This window comes from Chromobacterium sp. Ag138, from assembly GCF_055181315.1.
Genome location: NZ_JBUPWA010000001.1, coordinates 5091559 through 5112735, shown reverse-complemented (window position 1 = coordinate 5112735; position 21177 = coordinate 5091559). Strand labels below are relative to the sequence as shown.

Annotated in this window: 15 protein-coding genes; 3 read left to right on the top strand and 12 right to left on the bottom strand. The window is 63.1% G+C overall.

Annotated elements, in window-relative coordinates:
• A partial coding sequence (locus tag ACY3GB_RS23675; protein ID WP_463090901.1) for a hypothetical protein occupies window positions 1-206 on the bottom strand: 206 nt, incomplete at its 3' end.
• Between the two features lie 730 nt (window positions 207-936).
• Between ACY3GB_RS23675 and ACY3GB_RS23670 the strand changes: the two genes are divergently transcribed.
• The 3 genes from ACY3GB_RS23670 (at window position 937) to ACY3GB_RS23660 (ending at window position 5143) form a co-directional block, all read left to right on the top strand.
• Window positions 937-2574, top strand: a complete 1638-nt coding sequence (locus tag ACY3GB_RS23670) for a S53 family peptidase (RefSeq protein ID WP_463090900.1) — start codon at window positions 937-939, stop codon at window positions 2572-2574.
• Between the two features lie 229 nt (window positions 2575-2803).
• Window positions 2804-4417, top strand: coding sequence for a S53 family peptidase (locus ACY3GB_RS23665; RefSeq protein WP_463090899.1), 1614 nt, complete (start codon window positions 2804-2806; stop codon window positions 4415-4417).
• A 93-nt stretch (window positions 4418-4510) separates the two neighbouring features.
• Window positions 4511-5143 (top strand): pyridoxamine 5'-phosphate oxidase family protein, encoded by a 633-nt coding sequence (locus tag ACY3GB_RS23660; RefSeq protein WP_463090898.1) that lies wholly within the window; start codon window positions 4511-4513, stop codon window positions 5141-5143.
• 7 nt (window positions 5144-5150) lie between these two features.
• On the opposite strand, the gene ACY3GB_RS23655 is transcribed toward ACY3GB_RS23660, so the two are convergent.
• The 11 genes from ACY3GB_RS23655 to ACY3GB_RS23605 all read right to left on the bottom strand — a co-directional run bounded on the left by ACY3GB_RS23655 (window position 5151) and on the right by ACY3GB_RS23605 (window position 21177).
• Window positions 5151-6611: a PhoPQ-activated protein PqaA family protein gene (locus ACY3GB_RS23655; protein ID WP_463090897.1), complete on the bottom strand. Its 1461-nt coding sequence runs from the start codon at window positions 6609-6611 to the stop codon at window positions 5151-5153.
• 180 nt (window positions 6612-6791) lie between these two features.
• Window positions 6792-8510, bottom strand: coding sequence for an arginine--tRNA ligase (gene argS, locus ACY3GB_RS23650; RefSeq protein ID WP_463090896.1), 1719 nt, complete (start codon window positions 8508-8510; stop codon window positions 6792-6794).
• Window positions 8511-8788: 278 nt separating this feature from the next.
• Window positions 8789-10303, bottom strand: coding sequence for a DUF3138 family protein (locus ACY3GB_RS23645; RefSeq protein WP_463090895.1), 1515 nt, complete (start codon window positions 10301-10303; stop codon window positions 8789-8791).
• Window positions 10304-10404: 101 nt separating this feature from the next.
• Window positions 10405-11244 carry an ABC transporter permease subunit gene (locus ACY3GB_RS23640; RefSeq protein ID WP_463090894.1) on the bottom strand — a complete coding sequence of 280 codons (840 nt, stop codon included), beginning with the start codon at window positions 11242-11244 and terminating at the stop codon, window positions 10405-10407.
• On the bottom strand, window positions 11241-12149 hold the full coding sequence (locus ACY3GB_RS23635) for an ABC transporter permease subunit (protein ID WP_463090893.1): 909 nt from the start codon (window positions 12147-12149) through the stop codon (window positions 11241-11243). The genes ACY3GB_RS23640 and ACY3GB_RS23635 overlap by 4 nt, the downstream gene beginning before the upstream one ends.
• A gap of 191 nt (window positions 12150-12340) precedes the next feature.
• A complete protein-coding gene (locus ACY3GB_RS23630) occupies window positions 12341-13441 on the bottom strand; it encodes a polyamine ABC transporter substrate-binding protein (RefSeq protein ID WP_463090892.1) in 1101 nt (366 codons plus the stop codon).
• A 752-nt stretch (window positions 13442-14193) separates the two neighbouring features.
• Window positions 14194-15540 carry a prephenate-dependent tRNA uridine(34) hydroxylase TrhP gene (gene trhP / locus ACY3GB_RS23625; RefSeq protein WP_463090978.1) on the bottom strand — a complete coding sequence of 449 codons (1347 nt, stop codon included), beginning with the start codon at window positions 15538-15540 and terminating at the stop codon, window positions 14194-14196.
• A gap of 24 nt (window positions 15541-15564) precedes the next feature.
• Window positions 15565-15984 carry a hypothetical protein gene (locus ACY3GB_RS23620; RefSeq protein WP_260455131.1) on the bottom strand — a complete coding sequence of 140 codons (420 nt, stop codon included), beginning with the start codon at window positions 15982-15984 and terminating at the stop codon, window positions 15565-15567.
• A gap of 159 nt (window positions 15985-16143) precedes the next feature.
• A complete protein-coding gene (locus ACY3GB_RS23615; RefSeq protein WP_463090891.1) occupies window positions 16144-16359 on the bottom strand; it encodes a hypothetical protein in 216 nt (71 codons plus the stop codon).
• Window positions 16360-16380: 21 nt separating this feature from the next.
• The gene (locus tag ACY3GB_RS23610; RefSeq protein WP_463090890.1) at window positions 16381-17208 is read right to left on the bottom strand and encodes a ferritin-like domain-containing protein; all 828 of its coding nucleotides are present in this window, start codon (window positions 17206-17208) and stop codon (window positions 16381-16383) included.
• 72 nt (window positions 17209-17280) lie between these two features.
• Window positions 17281-21177: an ATP-binding protein gene (locus tag ACY3GB_RS23605; RefSeq protein ID WP_463090889.1), complete on the bottom strand. Its 3897-nt coding sequence runs from the start codon at window positions 21175-21177 to the stop codon at window positions 17281-17283.

The following is a 21177-nucleotide window of genomic DNA, read 5'->3' as shown; positions in this document are numbered from 1 at the left end:
GTTCCAACATCAAGCGCTCGATCAAGCAGGAGCAGGCGATCCCGATGACCATCGTCAAGACCGAGGACCTTGCCAAGCAAGGGATGACCACGGTCGAGGGTGCCTGCGCTGTCGTCCGACGTGTCCGCATGCGCCAAGGGCATGTAGCCAACGCTGCCGATCAGCGACAGCGCCACCGCAAGCGCTTTTCTCTTGTAGTTCATCATTTCTCCAAATCCCTTGTAGAGGTACTGCCCGCCGCCTCATGGGCGGCCGTCTTATCTATTTGTCGTGCCGGTTAAAGGCAATTCGAGTGTGAAAGTTTGTAATGACTAACGTCAACAGCCATTTACTTTTGTCTATCGTCTCAAAAAGAAAGCAAACAAACACATTCAGATGAATCACAAATCGTCACAAACAAATCAAACAAACGAGTAACAATTTCAGCACTCATGCCTTTGGTATGTCACGATTCGTCACAAAGACAAATTGAGAAATACTTTTCAACACGCATGAATGATGTCTAATTTGTTGCATTTACGCAGTGCATTCATCTTTATGTTGTGCCATTCACACTATTTGCCTGACAACCACTTCTTGCTTGATTCATGAAAACTCATCCCAGCCATGAGTAATGATGAAATCCAAAAAAATGGTCAAATAGTATAAATGCTCTATTTCGTCATTCATCCGCATTCAACGACTTCCAAAAAGGGTAAATGTTTGCAAATTTGATTAAGTATCATTTCAAAGTATGAATTTATGTTAAATCCATTTGGCATTTTTATCTTGAATGACCTATTGCGGAATAGTCGTATGAAATTACGGCATGCCTCGAACAATTCAGAGGCAACCACCGGCCAAGGGCGCGAACACAATTCGCAATACAAGCCCTGCCGTTATCAGGAAAAGGCATATCGTCTTTTCCTGTATTTAAACCGCAAGAGGAGAAACTGCATGTTTGCAAAACAGCACGCTATAGCACTGATCGTGGCCGGCGTATTCGCCGTCGGCGCCCAAGCAGGAGAAGCCTGGGTCAACACCGCGACCCAAGCCCACCCGCTGGTCTCCACCCTGACCAGCACCGTCGCCGCCAAGAGCGTCGGCGAACTCGCTGCCGGCCAATCGGTGCATGTAGCCGTGACCCTGAAGCTGCGCAACAAGACCCAACTGAACGCGCTGACCGACAGCTTGCTGGCCGGCACCAGCCACAAAACCCTGAGCCACGCCGACTTCATGGCCCAGTACGCGCCGACCCAGGCCCAGGTGCAAAAAGTAGTGGCCCACCTGCAGAAGAGCGGCTTCCGCAACATCAAGGTGGCTCCGAACCGCATGCTCGTGACCGCCGATGGCAGCGCCGCCACCGCCAAGACCGCGTTCAACGCCACCTTGCACCACTTCAACGTCAACGGTCGCACTGGCTTCGCCAACGTGACCGCCGCCCAGGTGCCGCAGTCGTTGGGCGACACCGTGCTGGCCGTTCATGGTCTGCAGAACGTCCACACCTTCCACACCACCCTGCTCAAGAGCGGCGTCAAGACCCAGGCCTCGGCCAAGACCAACAGCGTCACCGGCCACAATCCGACCGACTTCCCGCTGATCTACAACGCCAGCAGCCTGCCGCCCGCCAGCAACACCACCGTCGGCATCATCGCCGAAGGCGACCTGACCCAAACCCTGCAAGACCTGCAGCAGTTTGAAGATTCCGCCGGCTACAGCTATGTGCAGACCAACGTGGTCAATGCCGGCGACGCTTCGTCCGACACCGATGGCGTAGGCGAATGGAACCTGGACAGCCAGGACATCCTGGCCGCCGCCGGCGGCGCGCTGCAGCAGCTGAACTTCTACGTCGCCACCTCGATGACCAACGCCGACATCACCGCCGCTTACAATTCCGCGGTCAGCGACGGCTCGGCCAAGGTGATCAACGTGTCGCTGGGCGAATGCGAACGCGACGCGCAAAGCGACGGCACCGTGGCTTCCGACGATCAGATCTTCCAGACCGCGGTGGCTCAGGGCCAGACCTTCTCGGTCTCCACCGGCGACTCCGGCTCCGCCGAATGCGGCAGCAACTCAGGCCAGAGCTACCCGGCGACTTCGCCGTACGTGATCGCAATCGGCGGCACCACGCTGTCCACCAGCGGCACCAAGTACGTGTCGGAATCGGTATGGAACGGCGGCGGCGGCGGCCCGAGCGTCATCGAAGCGGCTCCGGCTTGGCAAACCAAGGCCGGCGTGCTGACCACCTCCAAGACCAAACGCGGCGTGCCGGATGTGTCCTTCGACGCGGATCCGAACAGCGGCGCGCTGGTCATCGTGAACGGCAGCAATCAGCAAATCGGCGGCACCAGCCTGGCCGCTCCGCTGTTCACCGGTTTCTGGGCCCGCATCCAGTCCGCGCACGGCAACAGCCTGGTATCGCCGAACCCGGCCATCTACCAGTACTTCAAGGCCAACCCGTCGCTGTACCACGACGTGACCACCGGCAACAACGGCGGCTACAAAGCCACTGCCGGCTGGGATTACGCCACCGGTTGGGGCAGCCTGAACGTGGCCAACCTGAACACCTTCATCAACAGCCACTCCGGCTTCTAAGAAGGCATCAGGCAAAAAGGAAAGTCCCGGGCAACCGGGGCTTTTTCCGTTTTCGCGCGCCGATTGCCGGTCTGCGCGGCGATGACAAAGCTATTCAAATCATGAAATTACAAATCAACCCGGCAATTTAAGAGTGAATACTTTACAAACCAGAACAGACCCACTATCAAGGTAAAACGCGCGGTCGAGCCCCCATGAGCGGCGCGAGGCGTTTTTCAGGAGAAATGGCATGCGGGCCAACCAACCGACTCTATCCCTGTTCCTTGGCCTGTTCAGCCTGGCGGCGAATGCCGCCGGCTGGGTCAGCACCGGCACCCAGGCGCATCCGACCCAGCAGTTGATCCCCGCAGCCCGCGACGCGGGAGAGGTGGCCGGCGGCGAACTGGTGCACATCGCCGTCAGCCTGGCCGTGCGCAACAAGGCCGCGCTGGACGCGCTGACCGACAGCATCCAGGCTGGACAAGGGCAGCCGATCAGCGACGCCCAGTTCCTCGCCCAATACGCGCCGACCCAGGCCCAGGTGCAACAGGTAGTCAATCACCTGCGGCAAAACGGTTTCCGCAATATCGCCGTTTCCTCCAACAACCTGCTGCTTACCGCCGATGGCAGCGCCGCCACCGTTTACGGCGCTTTCCAGACCAAATTGCGCCGGTACAACGTCAATGGCCGCCAGGCCATGGCCAATGCGCAGGATGCCCAAGTGCCGGCCAGCCTGGCCGGCATCGTGCTGGCGGTGCATGGGCTGCAGAACGCCCACCAGTTCCATGCGGCCTTCCACGCCCAAAGCGTCAGCAAGGCCGCCACCGGCGTCGTCGCCCACAAGCCGACCGACTTCGCCTCCATCTACAACGCCGCCAGCCTCCCCTCCGCCAGGAATGGCGTGGCCGGCATCATCGCCGAGGGCAATCTGAGCCAGACGGTCGCGGACCTGAACAGTTACGCCAGGAGCGCGGGCTTCGCAGCGCCCAGCGTGGCCATCGTCAACGCCGGCCCGCCCAGCGCCGACACCTCGGGCATCGTGGAGTGGAACCTGGACAGCCAGACCATGCTCGCCGCCAGCGGCGGCGCGCTGAGGCAGCTGCAGTTCTACGTCGCGCCGTCGATGAACAACGCCGACATCGCCGCGGCCATCAACGCGGCGGTGGCCGCCAACAGCGCCAAAGTGATCAATGTGTCGCTGGGCGAGTGCGAACTGAGCGCGAAAGCCTCCGGCATGACCGCCAGCGTAGACCAGATGCTGCAGGCCGCCGTGGCGCACGGGCAGACCTTTTCCGTGTCGAGCGGGGACTCCGGCTCTTATGAATGCGGCGGCAATACCCCCTATCAAAGCTATCCGGCGGTTTCACCCTACGTGATCGCGGTGGGCGGCACCACGCTGACCACCAGCGGAACAACGACCTACGGCAGCGAGAAGACCTGGATCGGCGGCGGCGGCGGCCCCAGCGCCACCGAAGCCGCGCCGTCCTGGCAAACGGCCGCCGGCGTGCTGACCACGTCCAAGACCAAGCGTGGCGTGCCTGACATCGCCTTCGACGCCGACCCCAGCAGCGGCGAGCTGGTGCTGGTGGCAGGCAGCACTTACCAGGTGGGCGGCACCAGCCTGGCCGCGCCGCTATTCAGCGGATTCTGGATCCGCATCCAGTCGGCCAACGGCAACAAGCTGACTTCGCCGGCCAATGCCATCTACAAGTACTTCAAGGCCAATCCGTCGCTGTACCGCGACGTGGCCAGCGGCAGCAACGGCGCCTACAAGGCCACAGCAGGCTGGGACTACGCCACCGGCTGGGGCAGCCTGAACATCGCCAACCTCAACGCCTTCGTCGCCAAAACCGCCGGTTTCTGAAATGCCGGACCGCAACGCCCCGCCTCGGCGGGGCGTTTGCTTTGCCTCGCCCGCCGCTTAGAATGACAGCATCGCCCCTCATCCCGGCAAGCCATGAAACCCGACCTCGCCATCAGCCTGCTGCACCAGTGCCGCCACGCCACGCTGGCCACCCAGTCGCACGCCTACCCGGGCTACCCCTACGCCAGCGCCATCCAGTTCTTCTGCGACGAACATCATCGGCCGGTATTCGTGGTCAGCGCGCTGGCTGAACACAGCAAAGACCTGCTGGCCGATGCGCGCATCAGCCTGTCCTTGCTCGCTCCCGACGACAATGCGGCGCAGTCGGCCGCCCGGCTGACCATGCTGGGCGACGCCGAGCGCTTCGACGCCTCCGACGCGCTGCGCCGCCGGCTGCTGCGCTATCTGCCGGAGGCTGAAGAATGGCTGGCGCTGGATTTCATGTTTTTCCGATTGATTCCCAAGCGGCAGCGCTTGATCGCCGGCCTGGGCAAGATGGGCTGGATAGAAGACAGCGCCTGGGCGGCGCTGCCGGCGCTGGCGCTGGATGAAGAGCAAGCGCTGCTAGACGAGGCGCAGGCGGCGCTGCCGTCAGCGATACGGCTGCTGGGCTGCGATTGCTTCGGCGCCGACCTGCTGGACAATGGTCGCTACCGGCGCGCGGACTGGGAGGCGGCGTCCCCCGCCGCCGCCCAGATCCGCGAGCGGCTGCTGCGGCTTGGCTAGAGGATGATCAACCGCCCAATTGCAGGCGCGGCGCGGCGAAAGGCACCTTGGAGCCATCCGGGTAGCGCTGGGGCCAGATCAGCGGCGGCGTGGTCCAGGTGAAATCCTTGCCCTCGAATTCCATGAAATAAGCCTGCCAGCCCGGCTGGGACGCATCCGGCGTGAATTCGAAGCGGCATTCGCCGTCCCGGCACTGCCCCTCGATCGGCCGATCCTGATAGCGAATGCCGGAGCGCAAGCGGAAATCGCGGCTGTCCGGATTGCGCGCCAGCCACAAGCGGGCGCGGCTCACCGGCTCCCGGGTGCTCACGCTGATCCGCCCATTGCGCTCATCCCCCTCCACGCGGGCCTCGGGCAAAGGCTTGCCCGCCAGCCAGCGGCCCATGAACTGGTTCAATGCCTCGCCCACTTGCTTGCTGCCCACGTAATGGGACTGATTGGGCAAATAGCGCAGCTGCGTCGGCCCCTTCAACATCGGCAGGTAGCTCCAGGCGGAATCCGGCACCGCGAAGTCGTCCCCGGACGCGGAAATCATGTATTTTTTCAAGCGCGGCATGCTTTTCGGGTAGTTGACCACGTCCTCGAATCGCAGCAAGGCGTCGAAGCCGGGGCTGCCGTTCAGCACCTCGCCGGTGATGCCGTTTCTCTCATAGTCGCGCAGCGCCACCGGCCATTGCTTGCCGTAGCTGTTGTAGACATGGGTGAAGTTGACGCGGATGTTCCAGAAATCGGCGACCACCGGCACGATGGCCTGGACCCGTTCGTCGCTCAATCCAGCCAGCCAACTGGTCCAACCGCGCTTGGAGCTGCCCGACAGCACGAAGGCCCGCGCATCCGGCAGGCTGGCCTGGATCGCGTCCATCGCCGCGACGGCTGCCTGCGTCATCGGCAGATGCAGCGAGCTGAAACGGTCGGCTTCCGGCTGGTCCACGCTCTTGCGCCAGCTATAGGCGACCAGCGCGTCCTCGCGGCCGGCCGGCTGTCCGTCCAGCTTCAGGTTCTGGTTGGGCGCGTAATACAGCTCGGCCACCGCGATGCCCAGCCCGCGCGCCAGCTCGGCGATCGGCAACGGATCCCGCGGCGCTTGCGGCCCCTTCTCGGCATGGTTGTTGCCGCCGCTGACATACAGCAGCACCGGCGAGCCGGGCTTGCGCCCTGGCGGCAACGCCAGCTTCAACTCATGCTCCCACTGCGGCGCGTCGCTGGCCAGCGTGCTGCCTTTGCCCGGCCAGCGCTGCGATACGAAGCCATAGGAGCGCACCATCACGCCGTCCGCTTCGCTTTCGCCGAGCAAGGTAGCCGGCTGCTGGCTGGCGCTGGCCTGTTTCAGGTATTGCGATACGGTTTGCGGATCGCTTGGCGCCGAAACCTGTCCCGCGTGCGAAAAGGCGGGCAGCGCCAGGCAGAGCGCGATGCCGGCGCGGCGCGCGGCGATGGATAAAGAAGCGTTCATCAGGATGGCAGTCATATTATTTGAAGGATTGATTTTCATTGGCCGCGGGTAGAGCAAATGCACTCCCGCCCACGATGGACAGCCGCCGGCGCCATCCGTTCAGGCAATGCGCCCGGTCTCAGCCCCTGCCGCCCAGCGATAAAAAAACCCCGCCGGATGCGGCGGGGTTTTTCGCGATGGCCATCGCCTCGGCGCTTACATCGATTCCAGCACCTTGATGCCCAGCAGGTCCAGCCCGGTCTTCAGCGTGCGAGCGGTCAGCGCGGACAGCTGCAGGCGGCTGGCGCGGACCTCGCCCTCGCTCTTCAGGATCGGGCAGGCTTCGTAGAAGCGCGAGAACAGCGTGGCGATGTGATACAGGTACTGGGACAGGTAGTGCGGGTAGCAACCTTCCACCACGGCGTTCAGCGTGTCCTCGAACTGCGCCAGCGCGGCGGCCAGCTGCTTCTCGGCCGGCTCGGCGATCACGATCTTGGCGTTGGCATCATAGCCCTCGGCCTTGCGGAACACGCTCTGCACGCGGGTATACGCATACTGCAGATACGGGGCGGTGTTGCCCTCGAAGGCCAGCATGGTGTCCCAGTTGAAGATGTAATCGCTCATCCGGTTCTTGGACAGGTCGGCGTACTTCACCGCGCCTATGCCAACCGCGTTGGCGATTTCGCGCTTCTGCTCTTCGGACAGGTCCGGGTTCTTCTCCGCCACCAGCGCGTAGGCGCGTTCCTGCGCCTCGTGCAGCAGTTCGATCAATTTGACCGTGCCGCCGGAACGGGTCTTGAACGGCTTGCCGTCATCGCCCATCATCACGCCGAAGCCAACGTGCTCCAGCTTCATCGCTTCCGGCGCGAAACCGGCCTTGCGGCAGATGGTGAACATCTGGGCGAAGTGCTGGCTCTGGCGCGCGTCCACCACGTAGATCACGCGGTCCAGCTTCAGCTCGCGGTGGCGGTAGCGCACCGCGCCGATGTCGGTGGTGGTGTAGATGAAGCCGCCGTCCTTCTTCTGGACGATCACGCCCATCGGCTGGTCTTCCTGGGTGCGGAACTCCTCCAGAAACACCACCTGGGCGCCGTCGCTCTCGGTCAGCAGGCCGGCCGCGCGCAGCTCCTGCACGATCACCGGCAGGTCGTCGTTGTACGACGATTCGCCGCGCACGTGCTCGCGCTTCAGGCCGACGTTCAGCGTTTCGTACACTTCCTCGCAGTGCTTCAGCGACACGTCGACGAAACGGCGCCACAGCTTCAGCACTTCCTCATCGCCGCCTTGCAGCTTCACCACGTAGTCGCGCGCGGTGTTGGCGAAGTCTTCGCTCTCGTCGAAGCGGATCTTGGCGTTGCGATAGAAGGTTTCCAGATCGGACAGCTGCAGGTCGGCGTCGCCGGCGTGGCTGGTTTCCACCAGGTAGGCCACCAGCATGCCGAACTGGGTGCCCCAGTCGCCGACGTGGTTGGCGCGCACCACGTCGTGGCCGACATACTCCATCACGCGCGCCAGCGCGTCGCCGATGATGGACGAGCGCAGGTGGCCGACGTGCATTTCCTTGGCCAGGTTGGGAGAGGAATATTCCACCATCACGCGCAGCGGCTTGACCGGCGCGATGCCCAGCTTGTCGTCTTTCAGGGCGGCTTCGCTTCGTCGGGCCAGATATTCAGGGGCTAGATGAATATTGATGAAACCCGGACCGGCGATTTCCACCTTGTCGGCGATGCCGGCAAGATCCAGCGCGGCCACGACCTTTTCGGCCAGCGCGCGCGGATTGGTTTTCAGCGCTTTGGCGGCGCCCATTACGCCGTTGGCCTGGTAGTCGCCGAATTCCGGCTTGGAAGCCGGCTGGACCACGGCAGGCGCGTCAGGCGCGCCGGCTGCCGCCAGCGCTGCCTGTACCCGTTCGTTGATCAGTTGATGAATCGTCATTGATAGCCCCACGAAATGCCGCGAAAACGAAAAAATGTCTTCGCTTCTGAAAAATGTGTGTTTGATTGTATGCGCCCGCGCCGATGCGGGCAATGCTTGGCTCCGCCCGATCCGGCTGGAATCGACCATCATTTGATCCCATACGGCATGAGGCGGCTATTTTCGCCGGATGAACGCGCCGGGCGGTATGAAAAAAAGCAATGATAAAGACATTTCGCGCAGCGCGGAGCAAATAAAAAGGCAGCGGACGGCGCCGCTGCCTGCGAGAAACCAAAAATTCAGAAGGTGTAGACCGCTTGGGCTCCCAGCATGTCGTTGCCTTTCTTCATGCTGCCGTCGTTGCGCAGAAACACCGCCTGGCTGGCCCAGTCGTGCCGGTACTCGAACTTCAGCGTGAACTGATCGGTCGGGAAGAACAGCAGGTCGGCGGTCAGCGCCATGCGGTTGGCGCCCTTGCAATTGGTGGAGCCGCTGGCCAGGCAGGCTGGATCGACGCCGAAACCATTGACGCCGTCGTAGCCTCCCGCGCCCAGGGCCACGCCGCCGCCGCCGCCGCCATTCTTGCTGTTGTTCAGATAGTCGTAGCGCAGCGTGGCGCCCATCTTGCCCAACGAGTCCGTCATCCACTTGCGGTGACCCAGCAGCGACACGCCATACCACTGCGCCGAGCCGCCGTTCCAGGCCGCTTTCTGCTGCTGGCCGTAGTCCAGCTCGGCGTTGTACTGGATGTCGCCCAGGGTGTAGCTGGCGTCGGCCTCGGTGAAGAAGTAATTGGAGTAAGGGTCGGCGGACACGCACTGGTAGCCGAAGCCGACGTTGCCCGCCAGGCAGCCGTTGGTCGCGGGAACCGGATTAGCCGACTGGCCGGCGCTGGTCAGCAAGGTCTGCCGGCCGGCATTGAACGACCACCCCAGGTCCAGCGCGCTGCTCCAGGTGTAATCGACGCGGGCGGTGAAGGTGGGCGTGTTGTTGCTCTTCACCCTCGGGTTGCCGGTGGCGCCATTGCTGCCGGCATTGGCCAGGTTGGCATGGGTGCGGTATTGCTCGTTGGCCAGCAGGAACTTCCACGCCCACACGTCGTGGCTCCAGTTGAAGCCGGCGCCGACGTAGCTGCCCGGGTCGCTGAAGTCGTACAGCAGGCCGTGGGTCAACGTCAGCATCTGGTTGGACTGCTGCACCTCGTAGCCGCCGAAGCTGTTCATCAACCCGGCGTTGAAGGTCCAGGTATCGGTCAGCGGGAAATTGATCACCGCGGTATTGACGATGTTGTTGCCGCTGCCGCCGTCCAGCAGCGTGTTGCCGCTGCCGCGGTTGGGCATGATGCTGATTTCGGCGCTGGGCGCGGTGGGGCCGACGCCGAAGGTTTTCTTGATGTCCAGGTAGACATCGCCGAAGGTGCTGTTGCTGTAGGCATAGACATTCTGGTGATTCAGGAACTGGAAGCCGGAGCTGCTATTGTTGCGGTTGTAGATATAGGTAGGGTCGAGATAGCCGGTGACGCTGAGGCCGGCCAAGGGCCCGTCGGTGGATGCTGTGTTGAGCTTGTCCACCTTTAGCTCCATATTCGCCACCCGCTCTTTCAGCTCGGTGTTGGCGTCCTCCTCGGCAGCGGCCGAGGCCGCCGGCGCCGGCTTGCTCGCCGCAGCGGCATCGACCGCCTTCTGCAGCTCCGCCATCTGCTGTTGCAGCTTCTGCATCTGCGACTTCAACCTGGCGATCTCGTCCGCCTTGGCGTCGGCCATCGCCATGCCCGGCAGGGCCGCGATGGCCGCGCTGATCAGTAACCTCTTCATCTTCGTTTCTCCTTGTGCCGCACTGCTTGTCGTTGTTTCCATCCGCAACCGCCCGGCACGGCAGGCGCGGCCCTGGCTGCCGGCCGCATCGCCTGCCGCTCTCAACTATTGGCGAAGGCCAAGCGCATCTCCTTTTCCCGCTTGCGCGTCATCGCGCTCATGTAGATGTTGGCCGCCACCACGCCCAGCGACACCAGCACGATGAACAAGGTGGCCAACGCGTTCATTTCCGGATTCAGGCCCAGCCGCACCCGGGAGAAGATCACCATCGGCAGCGTGGTGGAGCCTGGCCCGGACAGAAAGGCGGTCAGTACCAGATCATCCAGCGACAGCGTGAACGACAGCAGCCAGCCGGACACCAGCGCCTGCGAGATCAGGGGCAGCGTGATGACGAAGAACACTTTCAGCGGCCGCGCGCCCAAGTCCATCGCCGCCTCTTCCAGCGACAGATTCAACTCCCGCACCCGCGACTGCACCACGATGGTGACGTAGGACACGCACAGCATCACGTGGCCGATCCAGATGGTGAACACCCCCCTGCCCTCCGGCCAACCCAGGCTTTGCTCCATCGCCACAAACAGCAGCAACAGGGAAATGCCCTGGATCACTTCCGGGATCACCAGCGGCGCGTTGACCATGCCGGTGAACAGCCCGAACAGCCGGAAGCGGCCGAAACGCCCCAGCACGAAGCCGGCCCAGGTGCCCATCACCACCGACGCCGTCGCCGTCATCAGCGCGATCTTCAGGCTGAGCCAGGCGGCATTGATCAACTCTTCGTCGTCCAGCAGCGCCGCATACCACTTGAAAGAAAACCCAGACCACAGCGTCACCAATTTGGACTCGTTGAACGAGTAGATCACCAGCAGCGCGATGGGCAGGTAGAGGAAGGCGTAGCCCAGTCCCAGCACCAGGAAAGACAAGGGTTTGCTCGGCTTGATCATCGCGCTTCCTCCATGTTCTTGACCTGGTAATGCTGGAACAGCGCCATCGGCACCAACAGCAGCAGCACCATGCAGCAGGTGACGGTGGCGGCCATCGGCCAGTCATTGTTGTTGAAGAACTCGTCCCACATCACCCGGCCTATCATCAGCGTGTCAGCCCCTCCCAACAGCTCCGGAATCACGTACTCGCCCACCGCCGGAATGAACACCAAGAGGCTGCCGGCGATGATGCCGTTCTTGGACAAGGGCAGCGTCACCTGCCAGAACGCGCGCCACGGCTTGGCGCCCAGGTCGTAGGCGGCTTCCAGCAGCGTCAGGTCCATCTTCACCAGATGGGCGTACAGCGGCATGATCATGAACGGCAGGTAGGAGAACACCATGCCGATGTAGACGCCCCAGTTGGTGTGGTAAAGGTGCAGCGGGCTGTCGATCACGCCCAGCCACAGCAAGAACTGGTTGAGGAAGCCATCGTTCTTCAGGATGCCGATCCAGGCGTAGACGCGAATCAGGTAGGAGGTCCAGAACGGCAGCATCACCATCATCATCAGCGTGTTGCGCGTCGCGCCTTCGGCCCGGGCGATGTAGTAGGCCATCGGGTAGCCGATCAGCAGGCACAGCACGGTGGAGACGAAGGCCATCTTCACCGAGCTGATGTAAGTGGCGAAGTACAGGTCGTCGCTCAGCATGAACTTGTAGTGGCCGAGATTGAGCGCGATGCCGACCACGTCGTTTTCAAACTTGACCAGCGGCGTGTACGGCGGAATGCCCAGCTGCTGCTGGGAGAAGCTGATGCCCACCACCAGCAGGAAGGGCAGCAGGAAGAACACGAACAGGAACAGGAAAGGCACGCCTATCGCAGCCCCCCTGCCCGTCGGCAGACAGCGTTTCAGATCCGGTAGTTTCATGGCGGCACCACGACGCCCGCGGCGTCAAAGCGTTGCATCCCCATCGGCGGCGCGCGCGCCGATGCCCGTCGTCCGCCTGAATCGGCGGCCGATGTTCCACGGCCGTCCGGCCGTCCCGGACAGCCGGGCGGCGAACGATTGTGTTTATGCGATGAAAGGCCGGGCTTGAACCCGCTCGGCCCCGGGCTGGCTCAGCGGCCGGTCTTCAGTTGGGTCCACAGCCGGTTCTGCAGCCGCGTGATGTCGGCCGGCAGCGGCTTGAGCAGGAACAGCGTCTTCATCACCGGCTCCGGCGGATAGATAGTCGGATCGCTGGCGATCTCAGGCTTGACGAACTTGCGGGCCGCCGCGTTGACGGTGGGATAGAACACCTCGTTGGTGATCTCGGCGTTCACCTCGGGCGTCTCGATGTAGTTGATCCACTTGTGCGCCTCCTCCGGATGCGGCGCGTCTTTCGGGATCACCATCACGTCGAACCAGATCGGCGCGCCGGATTTGGGAATCACGTAGCCCAGCTGATAGGCGCGCTTGGCTTCCGCGGCGCGGTGCTTGGCGATATTGACGTCGCCGGACCAGCCGAGCGCCAGACAGATGTCGCCGTTGGCCAGGTCGTTGATGTAGCCGGAGGAGTTGAACTGGGTGATGTAGGGGCGGATCTTTTTCAAGGCCTCGAACGCCGCCTGGTAGTCGGCCGGGTTCTTGCTGTTCGGGTCCTTGCCCAAATGGTGCAGCGTGACCGCGAACACGTCGTTGGCCTGGTCCAGCACCGATACGCCGCAGCCCTTCAGCTTGGACACATACTTGGGATCGAACAGGATGTCCCAGCTGTCCAGCGGTGCCCCGGCGCCCAGCAGCGCCTTGACCTTGGTGTAGTTGTAGCCCAGGCCGTCGGTGCCGTAGGCCCAGGGCACGCCGCGGGCGTTGCCGGGGTCGGCGTCGACGATCTTGGCCATCAGCGCCTTGTCCAGGTGGGACAGATTGGGGATCTTGGACTTGTCCAGCTTTTGGTAGATGCCGGCCTCGATCTGCTTGGCCATGAAATTGGAGGTGGGCACCACGATGTCGTAACCGGCGCGGCCGGTCAGCATCTTGGCCTGCAAGGTGTCGTCGCTGTCGTAGACATCGTATTTCACCTTGACCCCGGTCTGCTTCTCGAAGCCCGGGATAGTGGTCTTGGCGATGTAGTCGGACCAGTTGTAGACGTTGAGCACCTTGTCCGCCGCCAGCGCGCCGGCGGCCGGCAGCAGCAACAGCAGCGAATACAGCGCGTTGCGAACCAGTTTCTTCTTCATGACAGGCTTCCTAAAGTAGCACGACCATAAACGTCCCCGTCCCGGAGCGGCCTGCGGCGATCCCGACGCGGCGGCGCGCGTCGATAGGGACCTGCCTGGTGATGACCGGCCACGCCAAGCGGCGGAACTTCGGATGACTGCGTTCCATGTTGTCGCCCGCCGGCAAGCCGTCACAGACGCGCGGCGGCATAATGCCAACATATACCTTGCGGCCCCGGCCGCAATGATTTCGGCGTTACAGCATGTAAAACGGCAAACGGATGGTATGGGTTCAGCTGAGCGGAAAGGAACGGGAAGGCGGACCGGCGCGCGGGGCTTCCGCGAACGGGCGGGAAGGATGGCTGAAAAGCGCGAAGTCTACTGAACAGCGACAGGCGGCGGGCATCATCGTTTCCTCTCTTGGTCTCCGTACTGCACCGATGCGTTTAATAAAATCAACGCATTCATATTTATGTCACTACTTTTTAACCATATTCCGCAGGGCGCGCAAGCGGGCAGAAAGTAAACATCCAGACAAACTGCCCGCGGGTCTCTTGCGCCCGCGCCCAGGTAACAGAGGCGCTCTCCTTCTTTACCCCTTTGCCGGCCTTGCCAGCCAACGCCGCAAGACAATGTCATTGAGCGAATAATCTCCCACGGCCTTTCGCGCTCCGCGTGGAAATCTCGCAACACCGGTCTGGCGCGCCCACCGCGAGTCAGACAAAGCAAAAAGGCTGCCAAGGGGCAGCCTTTCGATCAAAAGCAAGGATGGATCAGAACAGCCGGGTGATCAGCGCCTTGCCGTCGTAACCGGCCAGCCCCGGGATGCGCACCTGCATGCCGTTGCCCGGCGCGACCTGCACCGCCTCGCCGTTGCGGGTCATCTCGGCCAGCTCGATCACGCGGTTGCCGGACGGGTGGATGACTTCCAGCTTGTCGCCGACGGCGAAGCGGTTTTTCACCTCGATCAGCGCCCAGCCATCGGCGTCCACCTCGATCACATCGCCGACGTACTGGCTCTGTTTGGCCTTGGAATGGCCGGTCAGGTAGTTCTGGTAGTCCTGGCTCTGGTGGCGCTCCAGGAAGCCGGGCGTGTAGCCGCGGTTGGCCAGGCCGTCCAGATCGGCCAACAGGCCGAGATCGAACGGGCGGCCGGCGACAGCGTCGTCGATGGCCTTGCGGTATACCTGCGCGGCGCGCGCCACGTAGTACAGGCTCTTGGTGCGGCCCTCGATCTTCAGCGAGTCCACGCCTATCTTGACCAGCTTCTCCACCTGCTCGACGGCGCGCAGGTCCTTGGAGTTCATGATGTAGGTGCCGTGCTCGTCCTCGATGATGGGCATCAACTCGCCCGGACGGCTGCCCTCCTCGATCAGATAGGTCTTGTCGGCAAGCGGATGGCGCTGTTGGCTGCCGCAGGACGAGAAACTCTGGTTGGCCTCTTCCATCGCCTTGTTGAAGTCGAACTGGATCACCTGCACGTCGCCGGCGGCATCGCCCTCGGTGTCGTGCACCTTGTAATCCCAACGGCAGGCGTTGGTACAGGTGCCCTGGTTCGGATCGCGGTGGTTGAAGTAACCGGACAGCAGGCAGCGGCCGGAATAGGCGATGCACAAGGCTCCGTGGACGAACACCTCCAGCTCCATGTCCGGGCATTCCTGGCGGATTTCCGCGATCTCGTCCAGGCTGAGCTCGCGCGACAGGATGATGCGCGACACGCCCAGCTTCTGCCAGAACTTGACGCCCATGTAGTTGACGGTATTCGCCTGCACCGACAAGTGGATCGGCACTTCCGGCCATTTTTCGCGAACCATCATGATCAGGCCCGGATCGGCCATGATCAGCGCGTCCGGCTTCATCGCGATGACCGGCTCCATGTCGGCCATATAGGTCTTGATCTTGCTGTTGTGCGGCAGGATGTTGCTGGCGACGAAGAACAGCTTGCCGCGCGCGTGGGCCTCGTCTATGCCCTGCTTCAGCTCTTCCAGCTTGAAGTCGTTGTTGCGGGCGCGCAGGCTGTAGCGCGGTTGGCCGGCGTACACGGCGTCGGCGCCGAAATCATAGGCGGCGCGCATCTTGTCCAGCGTGCCAGCGGGCAGCAAGAGTTCGGGTGCTTTGATCATTGCGTGGGGAATTCCGGTGTATCAGTTGAGCAGACAGGAAACCGGCAGCGGCTCCCTGTCCGGCTTGACGAAGGCCTTGCGCGCGGAGTCGGTCTGCAGACGCTCAGCGGAATAGTATTGTTCCAGCACGGCGCGGGCGTCGCTGGCCAGGTCGCTGCAGCGGTCGAGAAAGGCCGGCCAGTCCTCCATCAGCGCGGGGCAGGACTCGACGCGGCTGTACGCGATGGCCAGCAGCGCCATCGTCAGCGTATGGTTGTACTTGGTGGCCGCGCCATTGGCCATCGCGAAACGCGACAGCGCATGCGCGCAGCGCGCGGCCGCTTCGGGGGCCGGGTATTCCCGGCGATAGCCCCAGGCTGCGTACAGGTGGGCTCGATGATTGAAATCCGATGCAGGCAGCGCATTGGCTTCCAGCTGACGCAGGAATACCTGGTGCTCCATTATGCAGACACTCCGCAAGTGCAAAAAACGACAGGCCCCGCACCATAGCGGAGCCTGTTTTGAATTTTATCCGGTCGCGATTATGCGCGGCCGAAAGGACAGCGTCAAGCCCGCCTGACGCATCCAGGCAACTTTAAGCCGCTGTTTTTAAAAGCCGTTTCATTTTCGTGGTTTTTGTAAAAGAGCCAATAGCGAACTTAACTGCCCCGCCAGCGCCAACAGCAGCAGCAACGGGCACAGCAGCGCGGCCAGCGCGCTCTCGGCAGCCCCGCCGCGCCAGAACGCGGAGGCCAGCATGAATATCAGGGTGGACAGCAGCAGTACGGCGGCGGCCAGCTTGCGATTGTCGCGCATGCGTTGGAACAGCTTGATCATGAATACCTGCTTCGATGAGATTCAACGGCCGTCGGAGACGGATTCGGTCAGCCGCGCCAGCGCTTCCAGCTCGTCGGCGAAGAAACCGGCCTCGGCGCGGGCGGACAGATTATAGTCGCCGGGATGCAGCTGCATCGCGTACTGTTCCAACAGACTGCGGAAAGTGGCTTGCGGTTCCAGGCCGCGTTCCCGGCACAGCCGGACGAACCAGCGGTTGCCTATCATCACATGGCCGACTTCGTCCCTCAGAATCACATCCAGCACCGCGACGCTGGCGTGGTCGCCGATGCCGGCCAGCCGGCGCTGGATGCCCGGCGTCACATCCAACCCCCGCGCCTCCAGCACTCTGGGCACCAGCGCCATTCTGACCATCACGTCGTGATCGGTCTTGCGGCACATGGTCCACAGGCCGTCGTGAGCCGGAAAATCGCCATAAACGAAACCCAGATCGGCCAAGCGCCCCTGCAACAACCGGAAATGCCCGGCCTCCTCCGCCGCCACCGCCAGCCAGTCGTCGACGAACTCGTCCGGCATGTCGCGAAAGCGCCAGGCGGCGTCCAGCGCCAGATTGACCGCGTTGAACTCGATGTGGGCGATAGCATGCAGCAAGGCGCCGTGTCCGTGCCGGGTGGCGAGACTGCGCTTGGGCACGCGCGCCGGATGCACCAGTTCGGGGCGCGGCGGCCGGCCCGGCTGCGGCAAGGCATAGGCGGCGGGAGACGCCTCCCGGGCCAGCAAGCCGTCCCGCCAGTCGCGGCGCAAACGCTCCGCCAGCGCCAGCTTGTCATCCACGACCGGACACAGCAGCGCCTGCTCGATCAGCGGATAAAGCGATTGTGCTTGGTTCATGAGGGCGAATTCTAAGCCGGCCCCGTGGCCAGGCCAAGCCTGGAGGGGACGAACCCGCCAAACGGCGGGGGCTTATTCGGCCATGGTTTCGTTCTGACTGGCCAGCCAGTGGTCGAATATCGCCAGTTGCTCTTCGAGGAAGGCCATCTTCTTCCGGGCCATTTCCAGGTCGCGCGCCTTGCCCGCCTTTTCCACCGCTTCGGCGGCGTCGCCCATGCCGTTTGCGCCCACCATGCGGCTGGCGCCCTTGATGCGATGGGCGGAAAAACCGACGCGCTCGGCATCCTCCGCCGCCATCCCCGCGCGCAGTTCGGCCACATCCTCGTTGTTGCCGGTCTGGAATTCGCGCAGGATTTCCAGCTCCACGCTCAGTTCGCCGTTGCTGTACACCTCGAGCACGCTGCGATCCACTGGAATGTCCGAGGCGTCCTGCGACGGCGCCTTCCCGGCCTCTTCCTTACTCTCGAGGACGGGCGGCGCGGCCTCCTCTGCGGGAGGCGGCGGCGCCAGAGAGGCGCTCATCCATTTGCGCAGCGTGGCGTCCAAATCCAGGATGGACAGCGGCTTGGTCAGGAAATCGTCCATGCCGGCCTCCCGAGTTTTGTCCACCTCTTCCTTGGCCGCGTTGGCGGTGCAGGCGACGATGGGAATGCGGCCGCGCTCGGGATGGGACTCCTCATGCGCGCGCACCAGCCTCGCCAGCTGGTAACCGTCGATGCCGGGCATGTGGCAGTCGGTCAGAATCAGCGAATAGCGCCCGGACAGCCACTTGCTGAAAGCGCGGTCGCCATCCTCGGCCCAATCCGCCGGATAACCCAGCTTCTCCAGCTGCTTCAAGGTCAGCTTGCGATTGGTGGGATTGTCCTCGGCGAACAGAATGGGAAACAGCCCGCAGCCCGCGCCGATTTCCTTGTCGGCTTGCGCCGCGGCGACCACGGCCTCCACCAACGGCACGCGCTGCTCGGGCAGCAGCACCGGCTCCACCTGCTCGGCCAGCCACTCCACCTCCATCAATAGCCGGGCGCAACTGCCCTTGCCCTGCTCGCTTTCCATTTCCACATGCCCGCCCATCAGGCCGGCCAGACGCCGACAGATCGCCAGGCCCAGGCCGGTGCCGCCGAAACGGCGGGTGGTTTCGGAGTCAGCCTGGGTGAACGGCTGAAACAGCTTGCTCAACTGCTCCTGGGACATGCCGATGCCGGTATCCTCCACCTCGAAGCTCAGCACCTGGAAGTTGGACACCGTGTCCATCACCCTGACGCGAATGTCCACCCGGCCGCTGGAGGTGAACTTGATGGCGTTGCTGATGAAATTCTGCAGGATCTGCCGCACCCGCAGCGGGTCGATGATCAGCGTCGGCGCCAGCTTATCGTCCAGCGTCAGCGCCAACTCCAACCCCTTCTTGCTGGCATTCTCGTGATAGAGGCTTCGCACGCTGTCCATGAATGGCCGGATCGCGGTGCGCGCGGGCACGATCTCCAGCCTGTCCGCCTCGATCTTGGAGAAATCCAGAATGTCGTCGATCAGCCGCAGCAAGGTATTGGCGGAATCCTGGATGGTGGAGACGGTGTCGCTCTGCTCGGCGTCCAGCCGGGTCATCGCCAACAGCTCCAGCATGCCCAGCACGCCGTTCATCGGCGTGCGGATCTCGTGGCTCATCGTGGCGAGGAATGCGCTCTTGGCGCGGTTGGCCGCATTGGCCTGGTCGCGGGCCATCCTCAGCTCGAACTCGGCCATCTTGCGCTCGGTGATGTCCAGGCAGGCCAGGATGATCACCGACTCGTTGGCGTCCGGGAACAACAACTGTCCCTCGAACAGCACCCAGATCGGCCGCCCGGTGCCGGTCAGGCACTCCAGCTCGCAATGGATGCGGGCATTGTCCTGCTGCATCTTGGACATTTGCTCCGCCAGCTCATACCAGCCATGCTCGGAAGCCAGCAGCTCCATCAGGTGCATGCCCGAGAGGCCATATTCGTCGCCGACGTCGAATATGCTCTCGGCCGTGAGGTTGGCGCGGGTGATCTGGAAATGCTCGTTCAGACGCAGCAGGCCCACCGGCGACGCCGAATACACCGCCTCCTCCTCCTGCAGCACCGCGCGCAATTGAGCCTCGGACAGCTTGCGCCTATCCTCCTCGGCGTAGAAGCCCAGTATATTGGCGTAGGCGCCCAGCAAGGGCAGGATGCTGATGCCCAGTTGCGACAAGGTGGGTCGCAGCAGGCAGACGCCGGCAGACGCTTCGCCGCCCAGCATCACCGGCAGCGACACCCAGGAGGGCTGGGCGGTCAGGCTGCGGAACAGCGCCGCCAGCGGCACCTCCGTCTGGGACAGTTGCTGCGGCAGCGGCAGAAAGGCCGGCCAATCGCCGGCATGGGGCTGCAGTCCCTCCTCGCCATCCTCCGTCATCGCCCACGCCACCAGCAGGCATTGCTCGGAACTGGTGAATTCGAGGAAGGTGTCATGCAGCCTCTGGAACACATCGCCGCGCTCGGCCCGCGACAGCAGCATCGCCTCGATCTCCGAGATCACCGACAACAGGGCGACGCTGCGCTCCAGCGAGTTCTCCGCCAGCCGCCGCTTGTGCTCGTCGCGCACGATCAGGATGTCGAGCGGCCGGCTGCTGTCCTCCTGGAAACGCCCCACGCTCAGCATCGCGTGAAAGCGCTCGCCGCTGCTGCCCATGCCCTCCACCGGCATCGTCCGGCCCGCCTGCACCTCCAACGCCGCCAGCACCGACAGCAGCTCGTCGTCCACCACGAACAACTGCCGGGCGGGGAGGCCGATCAAGGCATCCATGGCATAGCCGAACATGCGCCCCGCGCCCTCGTTGGCCATCTCGATCACGCCGTTCTGGTCGATCACCAGCATCGCGTCGCCCGACACGTCCAGCATGCGCTGCAGGAAGTCCAGCGGCTTGAGCACCTTGCGCACCACCACATGAAACAAGAAGGCCAGCAGCGCCAGCATCGCCAGACCGAACGCTCCTTCTCGCAGCAGCGTGTTGCGGTAATGGGACCGGTTATCCTCCAGGGTGCGCTGCACCCGCTCGGTGATGGCTGACCGAATCCTGTTCAGCGAAGCGGACAACTGCTGCAGATTTCGGCGATAGTCGGTGGCCTGGCTGAATTGCATGCGGCCATCCACCTGCTCCAACTGCAACTGGCTCAGCAACTGCAAGCGGCTCGCCTCCATGGACAGGTCCGCGAACTGGCGAGACAACTCGGCGTCGCCGATGCTGTCCAGCAGCGACTGCGCCCGCCCCAGCAACAGGATGCTGGCGCTCAGGCCGTGAGCCAGCTCCAGCTCGGTCCGCCTGTCCAGCCGGCTTTTCAGGTTCGCACGCAGCACCAGCGCCTGCGCGCTGGAATGCAGCCAGTAGCCCAGCATCGCCGCGTCCTGCCGCAACCAGACCAGATTGCTGATGCGGTATTCCCCGCCGGAGGCCATTCTCGCCACCACTTCATCCAGCAACGATTGCGTTCGCTGCTGGACATCGCGGGTATCCTCGTACAGTTTGGCAAGCTGGGCCTCCCGCCCATCAGTGCCGCTGCCCATCGCCTGCCGCGTCGACACCCGCAATTGCTGGAACTGCTTGACCGATTGCCTCAGCCTGGCAAGATTCTCGGCCGAACGCGCCTCGTTCCGGCCGTGCCTGGACGTGATCAGCGTCAGAAAGCTTTCGTCCACCTGCCGGGCCAGCCCGCTCAACTGCGCGCCGTCCGGCCGCTTCTCCAGCAGCCCCTCCATCAGCAGGCCGCTTTCCTGGAGCTGCAGATTGGCGAAGTTGCGCAGTTCGTCAGCATCCTGGTTCAAATGCACCAGCAGGTCGGCCTGCTGATAAGCGTTCCAGGCGGAGAACTGCAATACCGCCACCACCCCGGCCTGCAGCAGGCCAAGCAGCACCACGATGGCCAGCACGCTGCGGCCAATCGCCATCGCTTGAGTTCGGCTGCGTCCCGACAACTGCAT

Coding starts and splice junctions, on each gene's coding strand:
- ACY3GB_RS23640 (WP_463090894.1), bottom strand. CDS start 11,244: ATGATCAAGCCGAGCAAACCCTTGTCTTTCCTGGTGCTGGGACTGGGC.
- ACY3GB_RS23670 (WP_463090900.1), top strand. CDS start 937: ATGTTTGCAAAACAGCACGCTATAGCACTGATCGTGGCCGGCGTATTC.
- ACY3GB_RS23605 (WP_463090889.1), bottom strand. CDS start 21,177: ATGCAGTTGTCGGGACGCAGCCGAACTCAAGCGATGGCGATTGGCCGC.
- ACY3GB_RS23620 (WP_260455131.1), bottom strand. CDS start 15,984: ATGGAGCACCAGGTATTCCTGCGTCAGCTGGAAGCCAATGCGCTGCCT.
- argS (WP_463090896.1), bottom strand. CDS start 8,510: ATGACGATTCATCAACTGATCAACGAACGGGTACAGGCAGCGCTGGCG.
- ACY3GB_RS23630 (WP_463090892.1), bottom strand. CDS start 13,441: ATGAAGAAGAAACTGGTTCGCAACGCGCTGTATTCGCTGCTGTTGCTG.
- ACY3GB_RS23660 (WP_463090898.1), top strand. CDS start 4,511: ATGAAACCCGACCTCGCCATCAGCCTGCTGCACCAGTGCCGCCACGCC.
- ACY3GB_RS23635 (WP_463090893.1), bottom strand. CDS start 12,149: ATGAAACTACCGGATCTGAAACGCTGTCTGCCGACGGGCAGGGGGGCT.
- ACY3GB_RS23655 (WP_463090897.1), bottom strand. CDS start 6,611: ATGACTGCCATCCTGATGAACGCTTCTTTATCCATCGCCGCGCGCCGC.
- ACY3GB_RS23665 (WP_463090899.1), top strand. CDS start 2,804: ATGCGGGCCAACCAACCGACTCTATCCCTGTTCCTTGGCCTGTTCAGC.
- ACY3GB_RS23615 (WP_463090891.1), bottom strand. CDS start 16,359: ATGATCAAGCTGTTCCAACGCATGCGCGACAATCGCAAGCTGGCCGCC.
- ACY3GB_RS23610 (WP_463090890.1), bottom strand. CDS start 17,208: ATGAACCAAGCACAATCGCTTTATCCGCTGATCGAGCAGGCGCTGCTG.
- ACY3GB_RS23645 (WP_463090895.1), bottom strand. CDS start 10,303: ATGAAGAGGTTACTGATCAGCGCGGCCATCGCGGCCCTGCCGGGCATG.